A 20,081-nucleotide genomic window follows, 5' to 3' on the forward strand; every position below is an offset into this window, starting at 1 on the left:
CGAACTTCGACTGGTACCAGTTCTCGGCGAACGAGGTCTCCTCGTCCACCACGACCACGCTCACCGGGGCCCCGAACGGCCCCGGTCCGCGTGCACCCACAGCGACGCGCGGACCGGGCGCCCTGTCTCCCCCGTCGGACTCCCGTCCTCCCGTTGCATACCGGGAACACCACTTCACCGCGCGTTCATCCGCCTCGCCCAGGAATGTAGGGTTCCGCGAGCACAGTCCCCGGCGTGAGACGCATCGCAGGAATAGTCCTCGCGGTACTGCTGATCGGCGGAGTGGTGGCTGCCGTCGTCGCGGGCCGGGAACACGGGGACAAGGGCACGGCAACGAAGACCGTGCGCATCGTGATCGGGTCGGAGAAGGCCGAGTTCTTCGCCGATCCGGACGTGGTGAAGGCCCTCGCCGCCAAGGGCTGCACCGTGCAGGCGGAGACCTCCGGGTCGTGGGCCATGGAAGGCCTCGACCTCGAGGGGTACGACGTCGCCTTCCCGTCCAGCCAGGCCCCGGCCGCCGAACTCGCCGCGAAGTACAAGGTGCGCGGGACGCTGCCCCGCCCGTTCTACTCGCCCCTCGTCGTCGTGGCCCACCGCGGCGCCGCCGAGGTGCTCGCCGGCAACGGGCTCGCCACGCTCGACGGCAAGAACCGCGGCATCCTGAGGATGGCCGCCTACCTCGACGCCGCCCGGCACGACCGGACCTGGCAACAGCTCAAGGGGGCCGCCAAGTACGGGGAGCTGACCGGCACCCTCTACATCTCCAGCACCGACCCGGAGACCTCCAACTCGGGCGCCCTCTACCTCGCCGCGGCCTCCTACGTCGCCGACGGCGGCCGGGTGGTGTCCAGCGACGCCGACATCGCGCGCACCGCGCCCCTGCTGCACAAGCTGGTCAGCGTCCAGGGCGCCCAGCAGTCCAGCAGCGACGCGAACTTCCGGGACTTCATCAGCGGCGCCGGCAACCCGCTCGTCCTGGTCTACGAGTCCCAGGTCGCCTCCCTGCTCGGTCGGCAGCACGACCCCGGGGACCTGGTCGTCCTCTACCCGGACACCACCGTCAACAGCGACCACACCGTCGTACCGCTGACCGAGAACGGCCGCGGTCTGGCCGAACTCCTCGGCACCGACCCGCTGTTGCGCAAGCTGGCCGTGCGGCACGGGTTCCGGCCACAGGGCGACACCGACGAGTTCACGGCGGCGGCCGCCGGCCACACCGCCTACCTCAAGCAGCGACTGACCGGCGTCCGGCAGGCGCCCGTGCCCACCTCGAAGGTGCTGCACGAACTGGCGCGCCGGGCCCGCGGATGAACGGGGGGAACCACATGACCACTGCGGAGAACGACTTCACGCTCAGCCCGCCCGAGGCCGTCGCACCGGTGCCGCGGGAGAAGGCCGGCGGGCTCGTCCCCGTGGACGACCGGGTCCGTACGGAGATGGCCGCCAAGGCCACCGCCTACATCGAGGGCCTGACCGCGCTGGACGCCCGCTCGCCCGAGTTCGCGGGCAAGGTCGGGGAGATCACCGCGCTCGGCGCCGGGGAGATGCGCACCGCCGCCGCGCAGTCCAACCGGATGCTGGAGCGCGCCGTGCGCAGCCTGCCCGACAAGGGCGGCGACGCCCAGTCGAAGGTCGCGGGCTCGCTCGTCGAACTGCGGCGCGTGGTCGAGGACCTGGACCCGCGCGACCTGCCCGCGAACAAGGGCCGCAAGTTCCTCTCCCGGCTGCCCGGCGGCAACAAGCTGCGCGACCACGTCGCCAAGTACGCCTCGGCCCAGGGCACGTTGAACAAGATCGTGGGCTCGCTGCGCGGCGGGCAGGACGAACTGCGGCGCGACAACGCGGCGTTGCAGACCGAGCGGGTGCGGCTGTGGGAGACCATGGGCAAGCTCCAGGAGTACGTGGTGCTGACCCAGGCCCTGGACACGGCCGTCGAGCAGCACATCGCCGGGGTGGAGGCGACCGAGCCCGAACAGGGCGACACCCTGCGCGCGGACGTGCTCTTCCCGGTCCGGCAGAAGCAGCAGGACCTGCTGACCCAGCTCGCGGTGTGCGCGCAGGGCTACCTCGCCATGGACGTCGTACGCCGCAACAACGACGAGCTGATCAAGGGCGTCGACCGGGCGGCCACGACCACCGTGTCGGCGCTGCGCATCTCGGTGATGCTGGCCTCCGCCCTCGACCACCAGAAGAAGGTCGTCGACCAGGTCAACGCCCTGCGCGGGACGACCGAGGACCTCATCCGGGGCAACGCGGAGATGCTCGCCACGCAGAGCGGGGAGATCCAGCGGATCGCGGCCGACCCGGCGGTGGGCGCGGAGACCCTGCGCGCGGCCTTCCAGCAGATCTACCGCACCCTCGACGCCATCGACACCTACAAGGTCCAGGCGACCGAGGTGATGGCGACGACCGTGGAGTCCCTGACCTCGGAGCTCCAGAACGCGAGCTCGTACCTGGAGCGCAGCCGCTCGCAGAGCGCGCTGGAGGGAGGCCTCGGATGAGACGTGGTGCGACCGCGGCCCTGTCCGTGCTGTCCGTGCTGTCCGTGCTGTCCCTGCTGACGGCGTGTTCGACGGAGCAGCAGAAGGATCCCGACGCGCCCGAACCCGGTACCGTCCGCGTCCTCGCCTCCAGCGAGCTCGGCGACATGACACCGGTGCTGGAGCAGGTCCGCAAGGACACCGGGCTCACCGTCCGCCCCACCTACATGGGCACGCTGGACGCGGTGGACCTGCTCGCCAAGGGCAAGGCGGACGGCCGGTTCGACGCGGTGTGGCTGTCCTCGAACGCCTATCTGCGGCTGCGCCCCGACGCGGCGAAGAAGGTCGTGTCCGAGACCCCGGTCATGTCGAGCCCGGTGGCGATCGGGGTGAAGACGCAGACGGTGAACTCGCTGGGCTGGCAGCCCGACCACGTCACCTGGTCGCAGGTCGAGAAGGCCGTCGCGGACGGCAGGCTCACCTACGGCATGACCGACCCGGCCCGCTCCAACTCGGGCTTCTCCACGCTGATCTCGGTCGCCTCCGCGCTCTCCGGCGCCCAGTCGGCGCTCACCGACGCCGATGTCGCCAGGGCCACCCCGCGGCTGAAGGAGTTCTTCCGGGGGCAGAAGCTGACCTCGGGGTCCTCGGGCTGGCTGGCGAGCGCGTACACCCGGCGCGGAAACGTCGACGCGCTGCTCAACTACGAGTCCGTCCTCAAGGGCATCCCGGGCCTGACCGTGATCCGCCCCACGGACGGGGTGGTCACCGCCGACTACCCGCTCTCCTCGCTGGCGGCCTCGGACGCGGCGGCCCGTGCGGACGTCCGCCGCCTCGCCGACGACCTGCGCACCGACGCCGTACAACGGCTCATCACCGAGCGCACCCACCGCCGGCCGGTCGTGGCCTCGGTGGCCCCGGCCGCCGGTCTCGACACCTCCAGGCGGCGCGAACTGCCCTTCCCCGGCAGCCGTTCCGTCGCCGACGGACTGCTCGACTCCTACGAGAACGAGCTGCGCCGGCCCTCCCGGACGGTGTACGTCCTGGACACCTCCGGCTCGATGGAGGGCGACCGGCTGTCCCGGCTGAAGACGGCGCTCACCGATCTGACCGGCGACTTCCGCGACCGCGAGGAGGTCACGCTGATGCCGTTCGGGTCGGAGGTGAAGAGCGCACGGACCCATGTCGTCAGCCCGTCCGACCCGCAGCGCGGGCTCGCCGCGATCCGCAAGGACACCAGGTCCCTGGAGGCCGACGGCGAGACCGCGATCTACACCTCGCTGGAGAAGGCCTACGACCGTCTCGCCACCGACAGCGACACGTTCACGTCGATCGTGCTGATGACGGACGGCGAGAACACCACCGGCGCCGAGGCCGGCGACTTCGACGACTTCTACCGCAGGCTCGGCGCCGCCCGGCGGGACATCCCCGTCTTCCCCATCCTCTTCGGCGACTCCGACCGCGATGAGCTCGCGCACATCGCCGACCTGACCGGCGGCCGCCTCTTCGACGCCCAGCAGGGCTCGCTGGACGGCGCCTTCGAGGAGATCCGTGGCTACCAGTAAGTTCCTCGGGTATCTGGAGAGCCGCAAGAACATCACCGGTGCCGTCTGCGGCATCGCCGGTCTGGCGCTGACCTTCACGGGGGTGGCGGGCCCGTACTGGCCGGTCGTGGTCGCGGGTCTGTACGGCGCGGGCGCGCTGATCGCCCCGCCGGAGCGGCCGCCGCTGCCCGAGTTCCCGAACCCGTCCGCGCAGCTGGACGAGGTGCGTGCCGACTTCGGGAAGCTGCGCGACTATCTCGCGGAGGTCGAGCTGCCGCCCGCCGCCGCGGGCCGGCTGACCGAACTGACCGAGCTGCTCACCGCGTTGCTCGACCCCGCCTGGGTCACCGAGCTGCTCGCCCAGGACCCGGAGGGCGTGCACACGCTCTCCCGGGCGGTACGGCAGGATCTGCCGGAGGCCGTCGACACCTTCGTACGGACCCGGTGGTGGACGCGGCTGGCTCCCGGCCAGGCTCCGCCGGAACGGCATCTGGAGCGGCAGCTGACACTGCTGCACGAGGAAGCGGACCGGCTGGCGGCGAATCTGCGGGAGGCGGAGGCGCGGCGGCAGGAGTCGCACACGCGCTATCTGGAGGACCGCTCCCAGTAGCGAGGAAAGGGCCGGTGCCCGTCAGGGAAGGGCCGGTGCCCCTGCCCATGAGGAAAGGGCCGGTGCCCGGAAAAGGGCGAAGGCCCGCCGCCGGTTCCCCGTCAGGGCGGACGGGGACACGGCGGCAGGCCTCGGGCCGCGCACGCCGTTGTGCGCAACCTCGCCGGTCTGTGGTGGTTCACCGCGGCCGGCCGTGACGATACTGCTGGTCAGGGCACGATCGGAGCCGGCCGCGGCGTATGAGGGGGCTGGTCAGCCCAGGCGCTCCACCAGGGCGCGGTACTCGTCCCACAGTTCCTTGGGCGTGTGGTCGCCGAAGGTGTTGAGGTGCTCGGGGACCAGGGCGGCCTCCTCGCGCCAGACCTCCTTGTCGACCGTGAGCAGGAAGTCCAGGTCGGACTCCGAGAGGTTCAGGCCGTCGGTGTCCAGGGACCCCTTGGCCGGCAGGATGCCGATGGGGGTCTCGACGCCCTCCGCGCGGCCGTCGAGCCGGTCGACGATCCACTTCAGGACGCGGCTGTTCTCGCCGAAGCCGGGCCAGACGAACTTGCCCTCGTCGTTCTTGCGGAACCAGTTGACGTAGTAGATCTTCGGGAGCTTCGCCTTGTCCTTGTCCTTGGCGACGTCGACCCAGTGACCCATGTAGTCGCCCATGTTGTAGCCGCAGAACGGCAGCATGGCGAAGGGGTCGCGGCGCAGCTCGCCGACCTTGCCCTCGGCGGCGGCGGTCTTCTCGGAGGCGACGTTCGCGCCGAGGAACACGCCGTGGTTCCAGTCGAAGGACTCCGTCACCAGGGGCACCGCGGTGGCGCGGCGGCCGCCGAAGAGGATCGCCGAGATCGGCACGCCCCGGGGGTCCTCCCACTCGGGCGCGATGATCGGGCACTGGGCCGCGGGGACGGTGAAGCGGGCGTTGGGGTGGGCGGCGGGCACGCCGGACTCGGGCGTCCAGTCGTTGCCCTTCCAGTCGGTGAGGTGGGCCGGGGTCTCCTCCGTCATGCCCTCCCACCAGATGTCGTTGTCGTCGGTGAGGGCGACGTTGGTGAAGACGGAGTTGCCCCACAGCGTCTTCATCGCGTTGGCGTTGGTGTGCTCGCCGGTGCCGGGCGCGACGCCGAAGAAGCCGGCCTCGGGGTTGATCGCGTAGAGGCGGCCGTCCTCGCCGAAGCGCATCCAGGCGATGTCGTCGCCGATCGTCTCGACGGTCCAGCCGGAGACGGTGGGCTCCAGCATGGCGAGGTTCGTCTTGCCGCAGGCGCTCGGGAAGGCGGCGGCGACGTACTTGGACTCGCCCTGCGGCGGGGTCAGCTTGAGGATCAGCATGTGCTCGGCGAGCCAGCCCTCGTCACGGGCCATGACGGAGGCGATGCGCAGGGCGTAGCACTTCTTGCCGAGCAGCGCGTTGCCGCCGTAGCCGGAGCCGTAGGACCAGATCTCGCGGCTCTCGGGGAAGTGGGAGATGTACTTGGTGCTGTTGCACGGCCACGGGACGTCCGCCTCGCCCTCCGCGAGGGGGGCGCCGAGGGTGTGCACGGCCTTCACGAAGAAGCCGTCGGACCCCAGCTCGTCCAGGACGGGCTGTCCCATCCGGGTCATCGTGCGCATGGACACCGCGACGTAGGCGGAGTCGGTGATCTCGACGCCGATCGCGGACAGGTCCGAACCGAGGGGGCCCATGCAGAACGGGACGACGTACATCGTCCGGCCCTTCATCGAGCCGCGGAAGACGCCCTTCTCGCCCTGGAAGATCTCCCGCATCTCCGCGGGGTCCTTCCAGTGGTTGGTCGGGCCGGCGTCCTGCTCACGCTCGGAGCATATGTAGGTCCGGTCCTCGACCCGGGCGACATCGGTCGGGTCGGATGCGGCGTAGTAGGAGTTGGGGCGCTTGATCGGGTCGAGCTTGCGGAAGGTGCCCTTGGCCACGAGCTCCTCGGACAGCCTGTCGTACTCGACCTCGGATCCGTCACACCAGACCACGTTGTCCGGCTGCGTCAGTTCGGCGATCTCGTTGACCCACGAGATCAGTTCCTGATGGTTGGTGGGGATGACGGGAGCCGCGATGTCGCGCGCCACGATTGCTCCTAAAAAGAGGGGATTTTTTGTTGGAGGCCCCGTGGGGGCTGCGACCCGGATGCTGCACAGCGGAGCCCTGTCCGCTCATCCGGTGCCGACCGCACTCATTTGATCCTCCGATGAGTCCGCCCATATGTCCAGAGGGCGTCACAGGTGAGCGGAGTGACCATCGCCACGTGTAGCCGGGCTTCTTTGCGTCTGCATGGCGTTCGACTGAAGGACTTTTTGCGTTGCCCCCATCACGTGAGATCATGGACACTTGAAGGCTGTACTGATGCGTAACTTACGGTTCCGTAGGTACCATGCCCTCCATGACTGCGCCCGTCCCCGACGCGTCGACGGACACGTCGGCCGCCACCCCCGGCCCCGCTCCGTCGCACCCGGTCAAGCCGAAACTGCGCGGCTGGCTGCATCTGGGCATGTTCCCGGCCGCACTGATCTCGGGACTGGTACTCACCGCCCTCGCCGACTCCCCGCGCGGCCGCATCGCCTGCGGGATCTACGCGCTGACGGCGTGCCTGCTGTTCGGCGTGAGCGCGCTGTACCACCGGGGCGACTGGAGCCCGAGAATGGACGGCGTCCTGCGCCGTCTCGACCACGCGAACATCTTCCTGATCATCGCGGGCACCTACACACCGCTCACCATGCTGCTGCTGCCGGAGGCCAAGGGGCAGTGGCTGCTGTGGGGCGTCTGGGGCGCGGCGGCCGCGGGCATCGCCTTCCGTGTCTTCTGGGTCGGCGCCCCGCGCTGGCTCTACACGCCCTGCTACATAGCGATGGGCTGGGCGGCCGTCTTCTTCCTGCCCGACTTCATGCGCACGGGCGGCATCGCGGTCCTCGTCCTGGTGATCGTCGGCGGCCTGCTCTACAGCGCGGGCGGGGTCATCTACGGGATCAAGCGGCCCAACCCGTCACCGCGCTGGTTCGGCTTCCACGAGGTGTTCCACTCCTTCACCCTGGCCGCCTTCATCGTCCACTACGTCGGGATCTCCCTGGTGGCGTACCAGCACGCGTAGCACTCCCCCTCTTTTATGGCCACGGCTCACGAGCCGTGGCCATTTTTCGTTGCCCAGCCCTGCCGGGAGCAGACTTCACTTGACAGTCAGCATCTTTTGAAAGCTACTCTCATTTTATGGTTACTGTCACGCAAGGCGACGACGTACGGCGCGACCGGCGCCGCTGGTGGGCCCTGGGCGCCCTGGTCGCGAGCATGCTGGTGCTCGGTTTCGACATGACGATCCTCAATGTGGCGCTGCCGACGATGGCGGACCAGCTCGGCGCCACCACCGGCCAGCTCCAGTGGATGGCGGACGCGTACATCGTCGTCTTCGCCGCGCTGATGCTCCCCGCCGGACTGCTCGGCGACCGGTTCGGACGGCGCCGGATGCTGATCACCGGGCTGGTGATCTTCCTGGCCGGCTCCCTGGTCGGCACCCTGGCCGGCGAGGTGGACTGGGTGATCGCCGCCCGCGCCCTGATGGGTGTCGGCGCGGCGCTCGTGATGCCGCTCGCCCTGTCCGTGCTGCCCTCGCTGTTCGGACCGGACGAGCGCACCCGGGCCGTCGGGATCATCTCGGCCGCCTCGGCGCTCGGCCTGCCCCTCGGCCCGATCATCGGCGGCTTCCTGCTCAACCACTTCTGGTGGGGCTCGGTCTTCCTCGTCAACGTCCCGATGGTCGCCATCGGCGTCACGGCCTGCCTGTTCCTGCTGCCCGAGACCCGCGACCCGGCCTCCCCGAAGGTCGACGTCGTCTCCACCGCGCTCACCGCGTCCGGCCTCGCCGCCCTCATCTACGCGATCATCGAGGCGCCCGGCCGCGGCTGGGGCGACGCATTGGTCCTGTCCTGCTTCGCGGGGGCCGCGGTCCTGCTCACCGGCCTGGTCCTGCGCGAGCGGCGGACCGAGCGCCCCATGCTCGACATGAGCCTGCTCGCCCACCGCGGCTTCCTGCTCAACACGGCCGCGGCGACCCTGGTGATGTTCGCCCTGTCCGGCCTGATGTTCGTCCTGCCGCCCTACCTCCAGGCCGTGCTCGGCAACGACGCCCTGGGCACCGGGGTGCGACTGCTGCCGATGATGGGCGGTCTGATGATCGCCGCGCGGGCCGCACAGCCGGTGGTGGCGCGGTTCGGGGCCCGGGCCGTGGTCAGCGTGGGCCTGGTCGTCCTCGCCTTCGCCGCGCTGCTCGGCAGCCGCACCACGACCGGCTCCGGTTACGGCTTCACCGCGCTGTGGCTGTCGGTCGCGGGCCTCGGCTTCGGCTTCTCGGTCGTCCCGGCGATGGACGGCGCCCTGGCCGCGCTGCCCCGCGACCGGGCCGGCAGCGGTTCCGGGCTGCTGATGACGCTGCGCCAGGTGGGCGGCGCGATCGGCATCGCCCTGCTCGGCAGCCTGCTCGCCGGCGCCTTCCGCGACCGGCTCGACGTCACCGGGCTGCCGGCGCGGGCCGCCGACGCCGCCGGGGACTCGGTGGTGGCCGCGCACCTGGTCGCCGAGAAGGCGGGCTCGGCCCACCTGGCGGCCTCCGCGGACAGCGCCTACGTCCACGGCATGGGCCTGGTGCTGCTGGTGTGCGGGATCGCCTCGCTGGCCGCCGCCCTGCTGGCCGCGGCCTTCCTGCCGAGCGCGCGGCCCGCCCGGGACGGGGCGGGCGACGAGAGCCCGGCCGTGGTCACGCTCGCGGGTGATGCCCGACAATGAACCCCATGACGGCCGCACATCGCACCACCCCCGCCGACCGCCCCCAGCTGGGACTGAGGGAGCGGAAGAAGATCAAGACCCGGGAGGCGATCCGTACCGCCACCTACGGACTGATCGAGGAGCAGGGGTACGACGCCACGACGATCGACCAGATCGCCGAGCGCGCCGAGGTGTCGCCGTCGACCGTCTTCCGCTACTTCCCCACCAAGGAGGACATCGTCCTCACGGACGAGTACGACGCGTTCCTCATGGACGAGCTGCGCGCCCGGCCCGCCGACGAGCCGTGGCCGCAGTCCATCCGCTACGTGATGCACCGGGCCCTCAGCCTCGGCGCGAAGGACGACATCGAGGTGTCCCGGCTGCGCAGCAGGCTGACGGTCGAGGTCCCCGCGGTGCGCTCGCGCATGATGGAGAGCATGTCGGTCACCGGCCGCATGCTCTGCCAGGCCATCGGCGAGCGCACCGGCCTCGACCCGGAGAGCGTCGAGGTGCGGGTCTACGCCATGTCCCTGGTCGGCGGTCTGATGGAGGCGTCCCTGTACTGGGCCGAGCGGGGGCACACGGACGACTTCCCGGAACTCATCGACCGCACCCTGAACGTCCTGCAACACGGCCTCCCGCAGCGGAACTCCTGAGACCGCGCACCGGCCCCCGTGTAATCCTGACCAGGTGAACCGACCCGAGATCCACGTCGAAGTCGCCCCCGAACTCACCCTGTTCGTCCCGCACGCCCGACGCCACGGCGCCACCGCCCTGGCCACCGACGGCGTCTCGACCCTCGGCCATGTCGTCGAGTCCCTCGGTGTCCCGCTCACCGAGGTCGGCTCGCTCGTCGTGGACGGCCGCCAGGTACCGGTCTCGCACATCCCGGCCGCGGGCGAGTCGGTGACCGTCCGCGCGGTCGAGCGCCCCCAGCGGATCCCCGGCGCCCCCCTGCGCTTCCTCCTCGACGTCCACCTCGGCACCCTCGCCCGCCGGCTGCGCCTGCTCGGCGTGGACACGGCGTACGAGTCGACCGACATCGGCGACCCGGCGCTCGCCGCGCGCTCGGCCGCCGAACAGCGGGTGATGCTCAGCCGCGACCGCGGGCTGCTGCGCCGCCGTGAGCTGTGGGCGGGCGCGTTCGTCTACAGCACCAGCCCCGACGACCAGCTCCGGGACGTCCTCGACCGCTTCGCCCCCGAGCTGCGCCCCTGGACGCGCTGCACGGCCTGCAACGGCCTGCTGAAGGAGGCCACCAAGGACGAGGTCGCCGACCAGCTCAAGCACGGCACGCAGGCGTCGTACGACGTGTTCGCGCAGTGCCGGGAGTGCGGGCGCGCCTACTGGAAGGGCGCGCACCACGAACAGCTGGAGGCCATCGTGGAGCGCGCCCTGGCGGAGTTCGCGGGCGAGCGCTAGCTCTTCACCCGCCGGCTCTTCGCCCGCCCGTTCTTCACCCGCTAGTTCTTCACGTCACCCTTCCCGCAGGCGACCCCGTCCCGGTCGCGGTCCAGGGCCAGCGGGTCGTCCTTGCCGTTGACCTTCAGCCGGCCGTAGTGGTTCGTCTTCAGCCAGGCGCAGCGCGCGGCGGCCGTCTTCTTCACCTGGGCCGGGAAGACGGTCGGCACACACACGTTGATCGTGCCGTAGTGCCGGTCGCAGCCGGAGACGGTCGGGCTGACCTGCTGCGAGGCGCGCTTCTTGCCGGGCTCGGTGACCGTGCCGGTCAGCGAGTCGGCGAAGGCGTGCACGTGCGGGGAGGCTTCGGTGGCGCTCAGCGCCGCCGGGCCCTGGAGGTGGACCCACTTCGCCACCGACGGCACGCCGTTGGCGTCGACCGCGAAGAGCATGTACCAGCCGGGCGGCGCCAGGTTGGGGTTGCTCGTCACGTTCAGGTCGACGTTGTTGCCGCTGACGGACAACGGCAGGTCCACGAACCGCTGGTTGGGGTCGGAGGAGTGGGTGACGGCGGCGGGGCGGATCAGTTCGGCCTTGGCGACCGGCCGGTCGACCGTGATCCGCTGGGTGTCGCCGTAGGTCCACTCGGTGTCGATGACCGAAGTGATCGTCGGCCGGGCGCCCTTGAGCAGATAGGGCGGGGTGTAGATCGACACGTTGTGGTTCCAGGTGCCGTTGCCCGGGTTGTCTCCGGTCGACATCACCCGCCCGTCGGGCAGCAGGAACGACGAGGAGTGGTAGCCGCGGGCCTGGGGGTCGGCGGCCACCGGGTCGAAGGTGTTGGTCGCCGGGTCGTACAGCGACGACTCGAAGACCGGGTTGGCGCGGTTGTGCAGCGCCCCGCCCGTCTCCAGCACATGGCCGTCCGGCAGCAGCACCGCGGAGACGTACATCTTGCCCTGGTTGCCGGTCTCGGCCACCGGGCCGTTGCCGAGGTCCACCGTGCCCTGCGGCAGCGGCGGCCCGGCGACGTAGGCGGGGTTGGCCGCCTTGAGGTCGATGACGTCGGTCAGCCGGTTGCCGTCCGGGTTGGAGTCGATGTTGCCGCCGCCGAGGGTGAGGACCTTCTGGTCCTGGGCCGGGGGCAGCAGCACGCTCGCCGACTGGTCGCGCTGGTCCTTGTTCTGCAGGCCGGGGATCTGGGTGATCGTGTTGGCGTCGTAGTCGTAGATCGCCGAGCCGGTGCCGGGGATGTTGTTGCCGAAGACATGGCTGCCCGAGTAGAAGAGGCGGCCGTCCTGCATCAGGATCATCGACGGGTACAGACCCCAGTACGACCAGGTCTGGTTGACCTGGGACAGCGGCAGCCACTTCTGCTGCGCGTCCGACCACTTCTCGGCCGTCACCGAGCCGGTGGAGTCCTCGCGCAGACCGCCGAAGGAGATGACGTCGCCGTTGCCGAGTTCCGTCGCCGACGGGTACCAGTGGCCGTCGTTGAGGTCGTTGGTCTTGCTGTAGGTCTCGGTGACGGGGTCGAAGATGTACGAGTCCTTGAAGCCCTCGTAGCCGTGGCCGCCCGCCACCGGGAACGCCTTGTTGCCGCTCATCACCAGCACCCGGCCGTCCTGGAGCTGGATGTGCCCGGCGCAGAACATGTCCTTCGGGGTGGGGATGACCTTGTAGCTGCCGTCGGCCGGGTTGTAGACCGCGGAGGTGAAGGTGCCCGCGTTGAACTGCTCCTCGCTGTTGCCGGAGCCCGCGATCAGCAGCACCTTGCCGTTGTTGAGGACGACGGAGTGCATGGAGCGGACCGGGTTCTGCGTGGGCAGCACCGTCCACCGGCCGTTGGCGCACTCGTCGGCGGTGCCGGTGCAGGCGGGCGGCGGTGTGACGTCGGGGACCTGCTCCATCGTGTAGTCGTCGGTGGTCGCCGAGCCGGTGCCGTAGACGGAGACACCCCAGGTGATGCGGTCGGTGCCGGCCGGCACCTCGGGGGTGCGGACCGAGGCCTGGGTCCAGTTGCCCTGCATCTCCAGTGTCTTGAGGTCGGTCCAGTACTGCCAGCCCGCGACGGTGTCGTGCCGGAAGAGGGTGACGGCCGCGTCCGGTGTGGTCGTCTTGTACCAGAGCGAGAGGTCGTACTGCTTGCCCGGCGAGACCGCCGGGGCGCAGGCGGTGGACTCCGTGACCATCGCCTTGCGGTCGCCGTCGACCCGGCGGGTCAGGGTGACCTTCATGGCCTTGGTGCCGGAGTGGGCGTCGGTGGTGGTGTCGAAGCTGAAGTCGTTGTCGCCCCAGCCCGACTTCTCCCAGCAGTACGGCATGCCGTCGGTGCCGGCCGTCTCGAAGCCGGGGTTCAGGATCAGGTTGGCGGCGGAGGCGGGCTGGGGCGAGGCGAGCAGGAGCCCGGCCGTCAGGGTCCCCACCCCGACGAACGCGGTCCTTCTTCGGCTCCCGCCCCTGCGGTTCACACGGCTGACTCGGTTCACACGGCTCTCCTTGCTGTGCGGCTCCCGGCGGGGGCGTCGGTGCGTCCCCGGCGGGGCAGGTAGACCAGCGCCTCGGTACCGACGAAGCGCAGGACGAACGTCGTCACCAGCGCCAGGGCGGTGGCGGACAGCGCCCCCATCCCGAACCGGTCGACGAACAGGGCGATCAGCGGAATGCGCAGCACGAGGTCGGCGTTGGCCAGCAGCGCGAACCGGCCGACGCGGTCCCACCAGCGCCGGTGCAGGCGCCGGTCGCGGAACAGCAGATGCTCGATGAGCAGGAAGTTCCAGGCGACGCCGAACTGGTTGGCGAGGATCTCCGCGGGGACGTAGTGCATCCCCGCGGCGGTCAGCGCGCCCAGGCCGAGCAGGTTGGGGACGAACCCGGTGGCGCCGATCAGCCCGAAGCCGATCATGCGCGCCACCGGCGAGGCGGTGCGCAGGCCGGCCAGATGGCGCAGGAAGCGCAGTCCCTCCTGCGCGCTCGACTTGGACTCGCCCGCGAACCGGTCCTGGAAGACGAAGGGCACCTCGGTGACCTGGCGGGGGCGGCTGCGTACGGCGAGTTCGAGGAGAATCTTGTAGCCGAGCGGCTTGAGGTCGTCGGCGGTGACCGCGCTGCGGCGGATGGCGAAGAAGCCGCTCATCGGGTCGCTGATGCCGTGCAGCTTGCGCGGGAACAGCGACTTGGTCAGCCAGGTCGCCCCGCGTGAGACGGCCACCCGGTAGCTGCCCGCGAGCCCGGCGCGGCTGCCGCCCTTGACGTAGCGGGAGGCGACGACGAGACCGGCGTGCGCCCGCTCGCCGGTGGCGACCAGTTCCGGTACCAGGGACGGCGGATGCTGGCAGTCGCCGTCCATGACGACGATCCAGTCCGACCCGGCCGCCCTGAGCCCCTCGACGACCGCCCCGCCGAGCCCGCCGACCGGCTCGTCGCGGTGCAGCACGGTCACCGGGAACGGGCAGTCCTCGGCCGCCGCGCGGATGACCTCGGGGGTGTCGTCGGTGGAGTCGTCCACGAAGACCACCTCGCAGGGCAGCCGGGCGGGCACCGACTCGGTGATCAGGTGCAGCAGCCGGCGGACGTTGGCGGACTCGTTGAACGTCGGTACGACGATGGTGACGGCGCCGGGCTCCGGCACCTCCGCGGCCTTTACGGCCGGGTCGCCCAGCTCGCCCGGGACGGTGTGCTCGTGGCTCATCGCGTGCCTCCGGAGACGGTCTCGATCCGGCGGATCTCGATGCGGTCCTCGCCGGTGCCGAAGGTGGCGACCGGCGTCGAGTGCTGCAGGGCGTCCTGGACGGACGGCAGATCGGCGGCGTCGCGCCGCACGGTCGGCGAGGCGACCACGTAGTCGAGGTCCCGCCAGCCGTGCGGCATGGTCCTGGTGACCGCGGGGTCGAGGTCGGCCTTGTAGAACCAGATCACGCCCAGTCCGGGCCGGTACCCGGCGTGTACCAGGTCCAGCCAGAGCGCGTCGTCGACCAGGACCCGGGTGTCGGCGGGGTCGGCCACCTCGGTGCTCAGCCACCGGGACGCGGCCCGGTAGGGGGCGTTGGCGTCCGCGGTGACGGCGGTGCGGTCGCCGTCGTACCACCGCGGGACCGCATAGGCCCCGGCGGCGAGCGCCAGGACCGCGGCGAGGGCGTAGCGGCCGCCGGTGACGTACCGGTTCTCACCCTCGCCGCGCCGTCGGCGCAGCACGGCGTGGGCGACCGACGCGGTGGCGCCGGCCAGGACCAGGGCGAGGAACGGCAGGGCCCCGATGACGTACATCGCGGGCAGGTAGCCGCTGGGGCGCATCGCGACCAGGGCGAGGACGGCGACCGCGAGGGCCGGTCCGGCCAGCGCGCGGGCGGTGACCGACCAGCGCCAGGTGGCCAGCAGCAGGACCGCGCCGGCCAGGCCGCCCAGGGGCAGCACCCGGTCGTAGTACAGCCACGAGTGCAGCACCCCGTAGGAGCCGCTGCCCGGGTCCAGGATGAAGCCCGAACCGGGCCTGGACATCTGGTACTTGATGCCGTCCCAGAGCGAGACATGCCCGCCGCCGGGGAACAACTCGCCCTTGAGCAGGGCGAAGAGGGGATACGAGAAGCCGATCAGGACGCAGGCGGTGACGGCTCCGGTGAGCGCGAACTTGCGGGTGTCGCGGTGTCCGTGGCGCCACATGGTGACGACCACGGCGGGCAGGACGACGAGCATCGTCTCCTTGGTGAGCACCGCTGCCGCGGCCGCGATCCCCGCGCCGAAGTGGTGCCAGAGATGCCGGCTCGGGGAGGCGGCGAGACAGAACGCCAGGAGCGTCCACATCACGGCGAGGTTGTCGAGGAAGATCTCGCGCTGGAGCACGACGGACAGCGGGGAGAGCCCGAACAGGGCCATGCCGAGCCCGGCGGCCCAGCGCGGCAGGGACAGCCGCCGGGCGAGGACGTAGAGCAGTACGGCGCTGACCGCGCTGACGGCCAGCATCACCAGCCGCATCGTGCCGACGGTCATCGAGCCGGGGCTGACCAGGGACGGGATCCAGGTGAGCAGGGCGATCTGGATCCAGCCGAGGGGCGGGTGGTCGTACCAGTACGTGTAGTGGGCCAGGCCCCTGCCCTCCTGGACGGCCCAGGCCTGGGCGAGGTAGGTGCCCTCGTCGTCGCTGAGGGTCGGGTAGTCGGCGATGTTCCAGCCCTGCACGACGAGGATCGCCACGAGGAGCACACCGCAGAGCAGGAGGTCGGGACGGGACGACCGCAGCCGCTTCGGCGGCTCCGTGCGGCCGGCCGGGCGGGTCGTGGGCGCAGGCCGGCGCTGCGCGGGGACCTTGGCTGCGGTCACCGCGGGAAGGGTGGAGGTCACGCGGGGACGTCCTCTCGGATCACTTCGGATGCGGTGAGATGCGCGCCGACATGAGAGGTCAGCTCCCAGTCGTTGCGGCCGCGGTGCTCGCGCCAGACGGCGCGCATGGCGGCCCCGGCGAGGAGGACCTGGTAGAAGGGCCCGCCCACGATGAGCTTCAGGTAGTGGACGAGGCGGACGCGCAGGCCGTACTGCCTGCCGAAGTCGTGCAGTCCGACGACCTCGAAGACGAAGGTGACCAGTGCCGTGACGGCCGGGAGGAAGGTGACGAAGGCGATCCCGACGGGCACGTCGAGGAAGAGCGCGATGGCCACGTTGAGCGGGATGATGACACCGGAGAAAGCCTGGAGGAACGGTGTCATGAGGGTGTAGCGGGCCAGCAGCCGCTGCCCGAAGCCCGGGAGCTGCTTCCAGTCCTTCTTCCGGTAGACCTGGAGGAAGCCCTGGTTCCAGCGGGTGCGCTGCTTCAGCAGCGACATCAGCGTGCCCGGGGTCTCCTCCCGGGTCACCATCGCGGAGTCGTAGGCGACGACGACCTTCTTGCCGACGCTGGACAGCCGCACCCCCAGGTCGCAGTCCTCGGCGAGGCACTCGGGGTCCCAGCCGTCGGCCTCGCGCAGCACGTCGGTGCGCACGAAGACGGTGTTGCCGCCGAGCGGGATGAACCCCTTCTGCGCGTGCAGGTGCAGCCGGGAGCGGAACCAGAAGAAGTACTCCAGGCAGTTGCGCAGGCTGTACCAGCTGGAGTGGAAGTTGATCAGCTGCACCCCGCCCTGGACGACGTCCGCGCCGGTGCTGCGGAACGCGTGGTCGACATGGGCGAGCAGCTCCGGGTGGACCTGGTCCTCGGCGTCGAAGACCCCCACGACATCGCCGCGGCAGTGCGGCAGCGCCGTGTTCATGGCCTTGGGCTTGTTCTTCTTCTCGTGGGTGTCGACGACCACCCGGACCCGTGGGTCGCGGCGCGCCGCCTGCTCGGCGACGGCAGTGGTCTCCGGGTCGTCGTGCCCGACGATGACGATGATCTCGAAGTCGGTGTGGGTCGATTCCAGCAGGCGCTGGATCGTGTGGTCCAGCACGGCCTGTTCGTGCCGGGCCGGCAGCAGCAGCGAGAAGGAGAGGTGCTCGCCCCCGTCCGGTCTGCTGAAGCGGGTGGACGCGAGCACTTCGGGCGTACGCCACGCGTGCATCTGCCACCACAGGGTGAAAGCCGCCATCCAGAACAATGCCAGTGAAATGGCAGCGATGAAGACAGACGTCAGCAACAGATCCCCCCGGATCCCCATAGCCCCCTGTCGCGACGGGGAGTCACGACCGTCGCGTTACTGTGCAGAGACTAGGGCGGATCTGTGAAGTTCGTGCTCTCTTCCGATAAATAGCATGTTTCCGAACGGGGGTGCAGCTATTCGGACGTATCCGAACAGATACCCAATTGGGCCCTGCCGGAACCACCGTCCCGCATCACATTTCAGCCGCTCAGCGCCCCGCGCAGCCGCTCCTTTTCGGTCGTCGGGGCGTCGCACGTGAAGTTACGGCAGACGTACGCCGTCGCCTCGCCGCCGACCAGCGGTCGACCGGAAAGCAGCGGGAACTCGTCACTCTCCGCGGTCCCGACGGCGACCACCGCACCGGGGGCGGTCCCCAGCAGCGCCGTGCGGTGCAGGGCCCGGGTCGACGGATCGTCGAGCGAAGGGCCGACGATCGCGACCTCCCGCGGCCCGTCCAGCAGCGCCTCGGCGACCGCGAGCCCCCAGCCGATGAACCGCGGCACCCGTGGGCCGAGCGCCTTCACCACGCCCAACGCCCGCTCCGCCGCAGCCCGGTGGGGCGCGGAGCCGGTCTGCGCGGCATAGCCCAGCAGGGCGCCCGCCGCGGCCGTCCAGCCGGACGGGGTGGCGTTGTCGGTCGGATCCTGCGGGCGGCGGATCAGCTTCTCGGCGTCGGCCGCGGTGTCGAACAGGGCGCCCGACTCGGGGTCGACGAATCCGGCCAGGACGTGGTCGAGGAGCAGCCCGGCGAAATCGAGCCACACCCCTTCGCCGGTCACCGACGCCAGCGCGAGGAAGCCCTCGGCGACATCGGCGTAGTCCTCCAGCACTCCCGCGTTCGCCCCGGCCCGGCCGTCCTTGCTGGTCCGGCAGAGCCGCGCGTGCTCGTCCAGATGCAGACGCACCAGGAGATCGGCGGCGGAGACGGCGGCCTCGACCAGGTCGGGGCGGTCGAAGTAGGCGCCGGTCTCGGCGAGGGCGGCGATCGCGAGCCCGTTCCAGGCGGCCACCACCTTGTCGTCCCGGCCCGGCGCGGGGCGCAGGTCCCGGGCCGCGAGCAGCCGCGTGCGGACCGAGGCGATCCTCTCCGCGTCGAACACGCCCTCGTGCTGCGGAAGCTGCAGTACGGAGGAGCCCTCCTCGAAGGTGCCCTCCGTGGTCACCCCGAAGTAGGCGGCGGCCAGTTCGGCGTCCTGCTCCCCGAGCACCTCGGCGAGCTGCGCGGGGGTCCACACGTAGTACGCGCCCTCGACGTGCCGGCCGGCGCCGTCGTCGCTGTCGGCGTCGAGCGCGGAGGCGAACCCGCCCTCGTTCGTGCGCAGTTCGCGCACCATGAAGTCGGCCGTCTCCAGCGCCACCCGCCGGGCCGGCTCCGAGCCGGTGGCCCGCCACAGATGCGCATAGACACGGCACAGAAGGGCGTTGTCGTAGAGCATCTTCTCGAAGTGGGGCACGACCCACTCCCGGTCCACGGAGTACCGGGCGAAGCCACCGCCCAACTGGTCGTAGATACCGCCCCGGGCCATCCGCTCACAGGTGTCCTGCGCCATCTGGAGCGCGCCCTCGGAGCCGGTACGGGCGTGGTGGCGCAGCAGGAACTCGACCACCATGGACGGCGGGAACTTGGGCGCCCCGCCGAACCCGCCGCGCCGGTCGTCGTACTCCCGGGTGAGCGCGAGCAGCGCCTGCGCGAGCTCCCCGTCGCCCGGGGTCTTCGCGTCGCCGTAGGAGATCTCCCGCGCCGCCAGGTCCCGCACGATCTTCCCGGCGACCTCCGCGACCTCGTCCCGCCGGTCGGTCCAGGCGCTGTGCACCCCCTCCAGCACCTGCCGGAAGGACGGCATGCCCTGCCGGGGCTCGGGCGGGAAGTAGGTCCCGAAGTAGAAGGGCTCGCCCTCCGCCGTCAGGAAGACCGTCATGGGCCAGCCGCCCTGCCCGGTCGCCGCCTGCACGGCCTCCATGTAGACGGCGTCGACGTCGGGCCGCTCCTCGCGGTCGACCTTGACGTTGACGAAGTGCTCGTTCATGTACGCGGCGGTCTGCTCGTCCTCGAAGGACTCGTGCGCCATGACGTGACACCAGTGACAGGCGCTGTAACCGACGCTCAGCAGCACCGGCCTGCCGCTCGTGCGGGCCTCCTGGAAGGCCTCGGCCGACCAGGGCCACCAGTCCACGGGGTTGTCGGCGTGCTGGAGCAGATACGGGGACGTCTCATGAGCCAGGCGGTTCGGCATGGAGTCCATCCTGCCCCAGTACCCGGGGATCCACGGACAGCACCGATGCGGCGCGGCTCCCGCCCGCACCGGCGGCGGGCCGTCGGCCCTCTCCCCTCCACTCCTCATCCGCCGCACACTTGACCACGAGGCACACCGTCGCCGCCGGAGGGGGACCTGGCATGAGGGACAGTCACAGGGTGGAGGCCGAGCAGCTGATCGCGCGGGCCGTCGAGGAGGAGGTACGGCGCTCCGGCGGCCGTGCCGACGGACAGGTCCTGATCACCCGCACGCGCGCCGCGCTCGACAGCATGGCGCAGACGGCCGCCGAGGAGTACGCGGCCTACACCCGCGCCCTCGACGCGGCCCGCGCCGGACAGCTCACCTTCGGCCAGCGCTACGCCCGCGAGGGCGGGACAACCCCCCTGCTGGTGGCGGCCGTTGCCGCGGTCGCGGCCGCCGTCACCGACCTGGC

Annotated in this window: 15 protein-coding genes; 9 read left to right on the forward strand and 6 right to left on the reverse strand. The window is 70.9% G+C overall.

The features are described 5' to 3' along the window. Positions 1-234 precede the first annotated feature (234 nt). From ABT085_RS26730 to ABT085_RS26745, 4 genes are read left to right on the forward strand one after another with little or no spacing between them, the layout of a single operon-like run. A complete protein-coding gene (locus ABT085_RS26730) occupies positions 235-1,311 on the forward strand; it encodes a substrate-binding domain-containing protein (RefSeq protein ID WP_351612916.1) in 1,077 nt (358 codons plus the stop codon). Positions 1,312-1,325: 14 nt separating this feature from the next. After that, the gene (locus ABT085_RS26735) at positions 1,326-2,501 is read left to right on the forward strand and encodes a toxic anion resistance protein (protein ID WP_351612919.1); all 1,176 of its coding nucleotides are present in this window, start codon (positions 1,326-1,328) and stop codon (positions 2,499-2,501) included. After that, positions 2,498-4,045, forward strand: coding sequence for a vWA domain-containing protein (locus tag ABT085_RS26740; protein ID WP_351612922.1), 1,548 nt, complete (start codon positions 2,498-2,500; stop codon positions 4,043-4,045). The genes ABT085_RS26735 and ABT085_RS26740 overlap by 4 nt, the downstream gene beginning before the upstream one ends. Further along, the gene (locus tag ABT085_RS26745) at positions 4,032-4,634 is read left to right on the forward strand and encodes a hypothetical protein (RefSeq protein ID WP_351612925.1); all 603 of its coding nucleotides are present in this window, start codon (positions 4,032-4,034) and stop codon (positions 4,632-4,634) included. The genes ABT085_RS26740 and ABT085_RS26745 overlap by 14 nt, the downstream gene beginning before the upstream one ends. 252 nt (positions 4,635-4,886) lie before the next feature. Here ABT085_RS26745 and ABT085_RS26750 read toward each other — a convergent pair whose 3' ends face one another. Next, positions 4,887-6,707 carry a phosphoenolpyruvate carboxykinase (GTP) gene (locus tag ABT085_RS26750; protein ID WP_351612932.1) on the reverse strand — a complete coding sequence of 607 codons (1,821 nt, stop codon included), beginning with the start codon at positions 6,705-6,707 and terminating at the stop codon, positions 4,887-4,889. A gap of 311 nt (positions 6,708-7,018) precedes the next feature. Here ABT085_RS26750 and trhA point away from each other — a divergent pair, with 311 nt between their 5' ends. The 4 genes from trhA to ABT085_RS26770 all read left to right on the forward strand — a co-directional run bounded on the left by trhA (position 7,019) and on the right by ABT085_RS26770 (position 10,809). Beyond that, positions 7,019-7,723 (forward strand): PAQR family membrane homeostasis protein TrhA, encoded by a 705-nt coding sequence (gene trhA / locus ABT085_RS26755; protein ID WP_351612935.1) that lies wholly within the window; start codon positions 7,019-7,021, stop codon positions 7,721-7,723. Between the two features lie 116 nt (positions 7,724-7,839). Beyond that, a complete protein-coding gene (locus ABT085_RS26760) occupies positions 7,840-9,408 on the forward strand; it encodes an MFS transporter (RefSeq protein WP_351612941.1) in 1,569 nt (522 codons plus the stop codon). A 5-nt stretch (positions 9,409-9,413) separates the two neighbouring features. Continuing rightward, positions 9,414-10,043, forward strand: a complete 630-nt coding sequence (locus tag ABT085_RS26765) for a TetR/AcrR family transcriptional regulator (protein ID WP_502982812.1) — start codon at positions 9,414-9,416, stop codon at positions 10,041-10,043. A 34-nt stretch (positions 10,044-10,077) separates the two neighbouring features. After that, on the forward strand, positions 10,078-10,809 hold the full coding sequence (locus tag ABT085_RS26770; RefSeq protein WP_351612947.1) for a Mut7-C RNAse domain-containing protein: 732 nt from the start codon (positions 10,078-10,080) through the stop codon (positions 10,807-10,809). 41 nt (positions 10,810-10,850) lie between these two features. Here the strand turns inward: ABT085_RS26770 and ABT085_RS26775 are convergent, their stop codons facing one another. From ABT085_RS26775 to ABT085_RS26795, 5 genes are all read right to left on the reverse strand, one after another. Continuing rightward, complete coding sequence (locus ABT085_RS26775; protein WP_351612962.1) at positions 10,851-13,259, reverse strand: galactose oxidase family protein; 2,409 nt, start codon at positions 13,257-13,259, stop codon at positions 10,851-10,853. A gap of 14 nt (positions 13,260-13,273) precedes the next feature. Continuing rightward, positions 13,274-14,479 (reverse strand): glycosyltransferase, encoded by a 1,206-nt coding sequence (locus tag ABT085_RS26780; protein WP_351612949.1) that lies wholly within the window; start codon positions 14,477-14,479, stop codon positions 13,274-13,276. After that, positions 14,476-16,125: an ArnT family glycosyltransferase gene (locus tag ABT085_RS26785; RefSeq protein ID WP_351612951.1), complete on the reverse strand. Its 1,650-nt coding sequence runs from the start codon at positions 16,123-16,125 to the stop codon at positions 14,476-14,478. The genes ABT085_RS26780 and ABT085_RS26785 overlap by 4 nt, the downstream gene beginning before the upstream one ends. Next, positions 16,122-17,390 (reverse strand): glycosyltransferase, encoded by a 1,269-nt coding sequence (locus ABT085_RS26790; RefSeq protein WP_351612954.1) that lies wholly within the window; start codon positions 17,388-17,390, stop codon positions 16,122-16,124. Before ABT085_RS26790 ends, ABT085_RS26785 begins: the two co-directional genes overlap by 4 nt. 203 nt (positions 17,391-17,593) lie before the next feature. After that, on the reverse strand, positions 17,594-19,627 hold the full coding sequence (locus ABT085_RS26795) for a thioredoxin domain-containing protein (protein WP_351612957.1): 2,034 nt from the start codon (positions 19,625-19,627) through the stop codon (positions 17,594-17,596). A 161-nt stretch (positions 19,628-19,788) separates the two neighbouring features. Between ABT085_RS26795 and ABT085_RS26800 the strand changes: the two genes are divergently transcribed. Further along, a partial coding sequence (locus ABT085_RS26800) for a hypothetical protein (RefSeq protein ID WP_351612959.1) occupies positions 19,789-20,081 on the forward strand: 293 nt, incomplete at its 3' end.

Origin of the sequence: Streptomyces sp. NPDC002265 (assembly GCF_040296125.1) — a bacterium.
GTDB lineage: Bacteria > Actinomycetota > Actinomycetes > Streptomycetales > Streptomycetaceae > Streptomyces.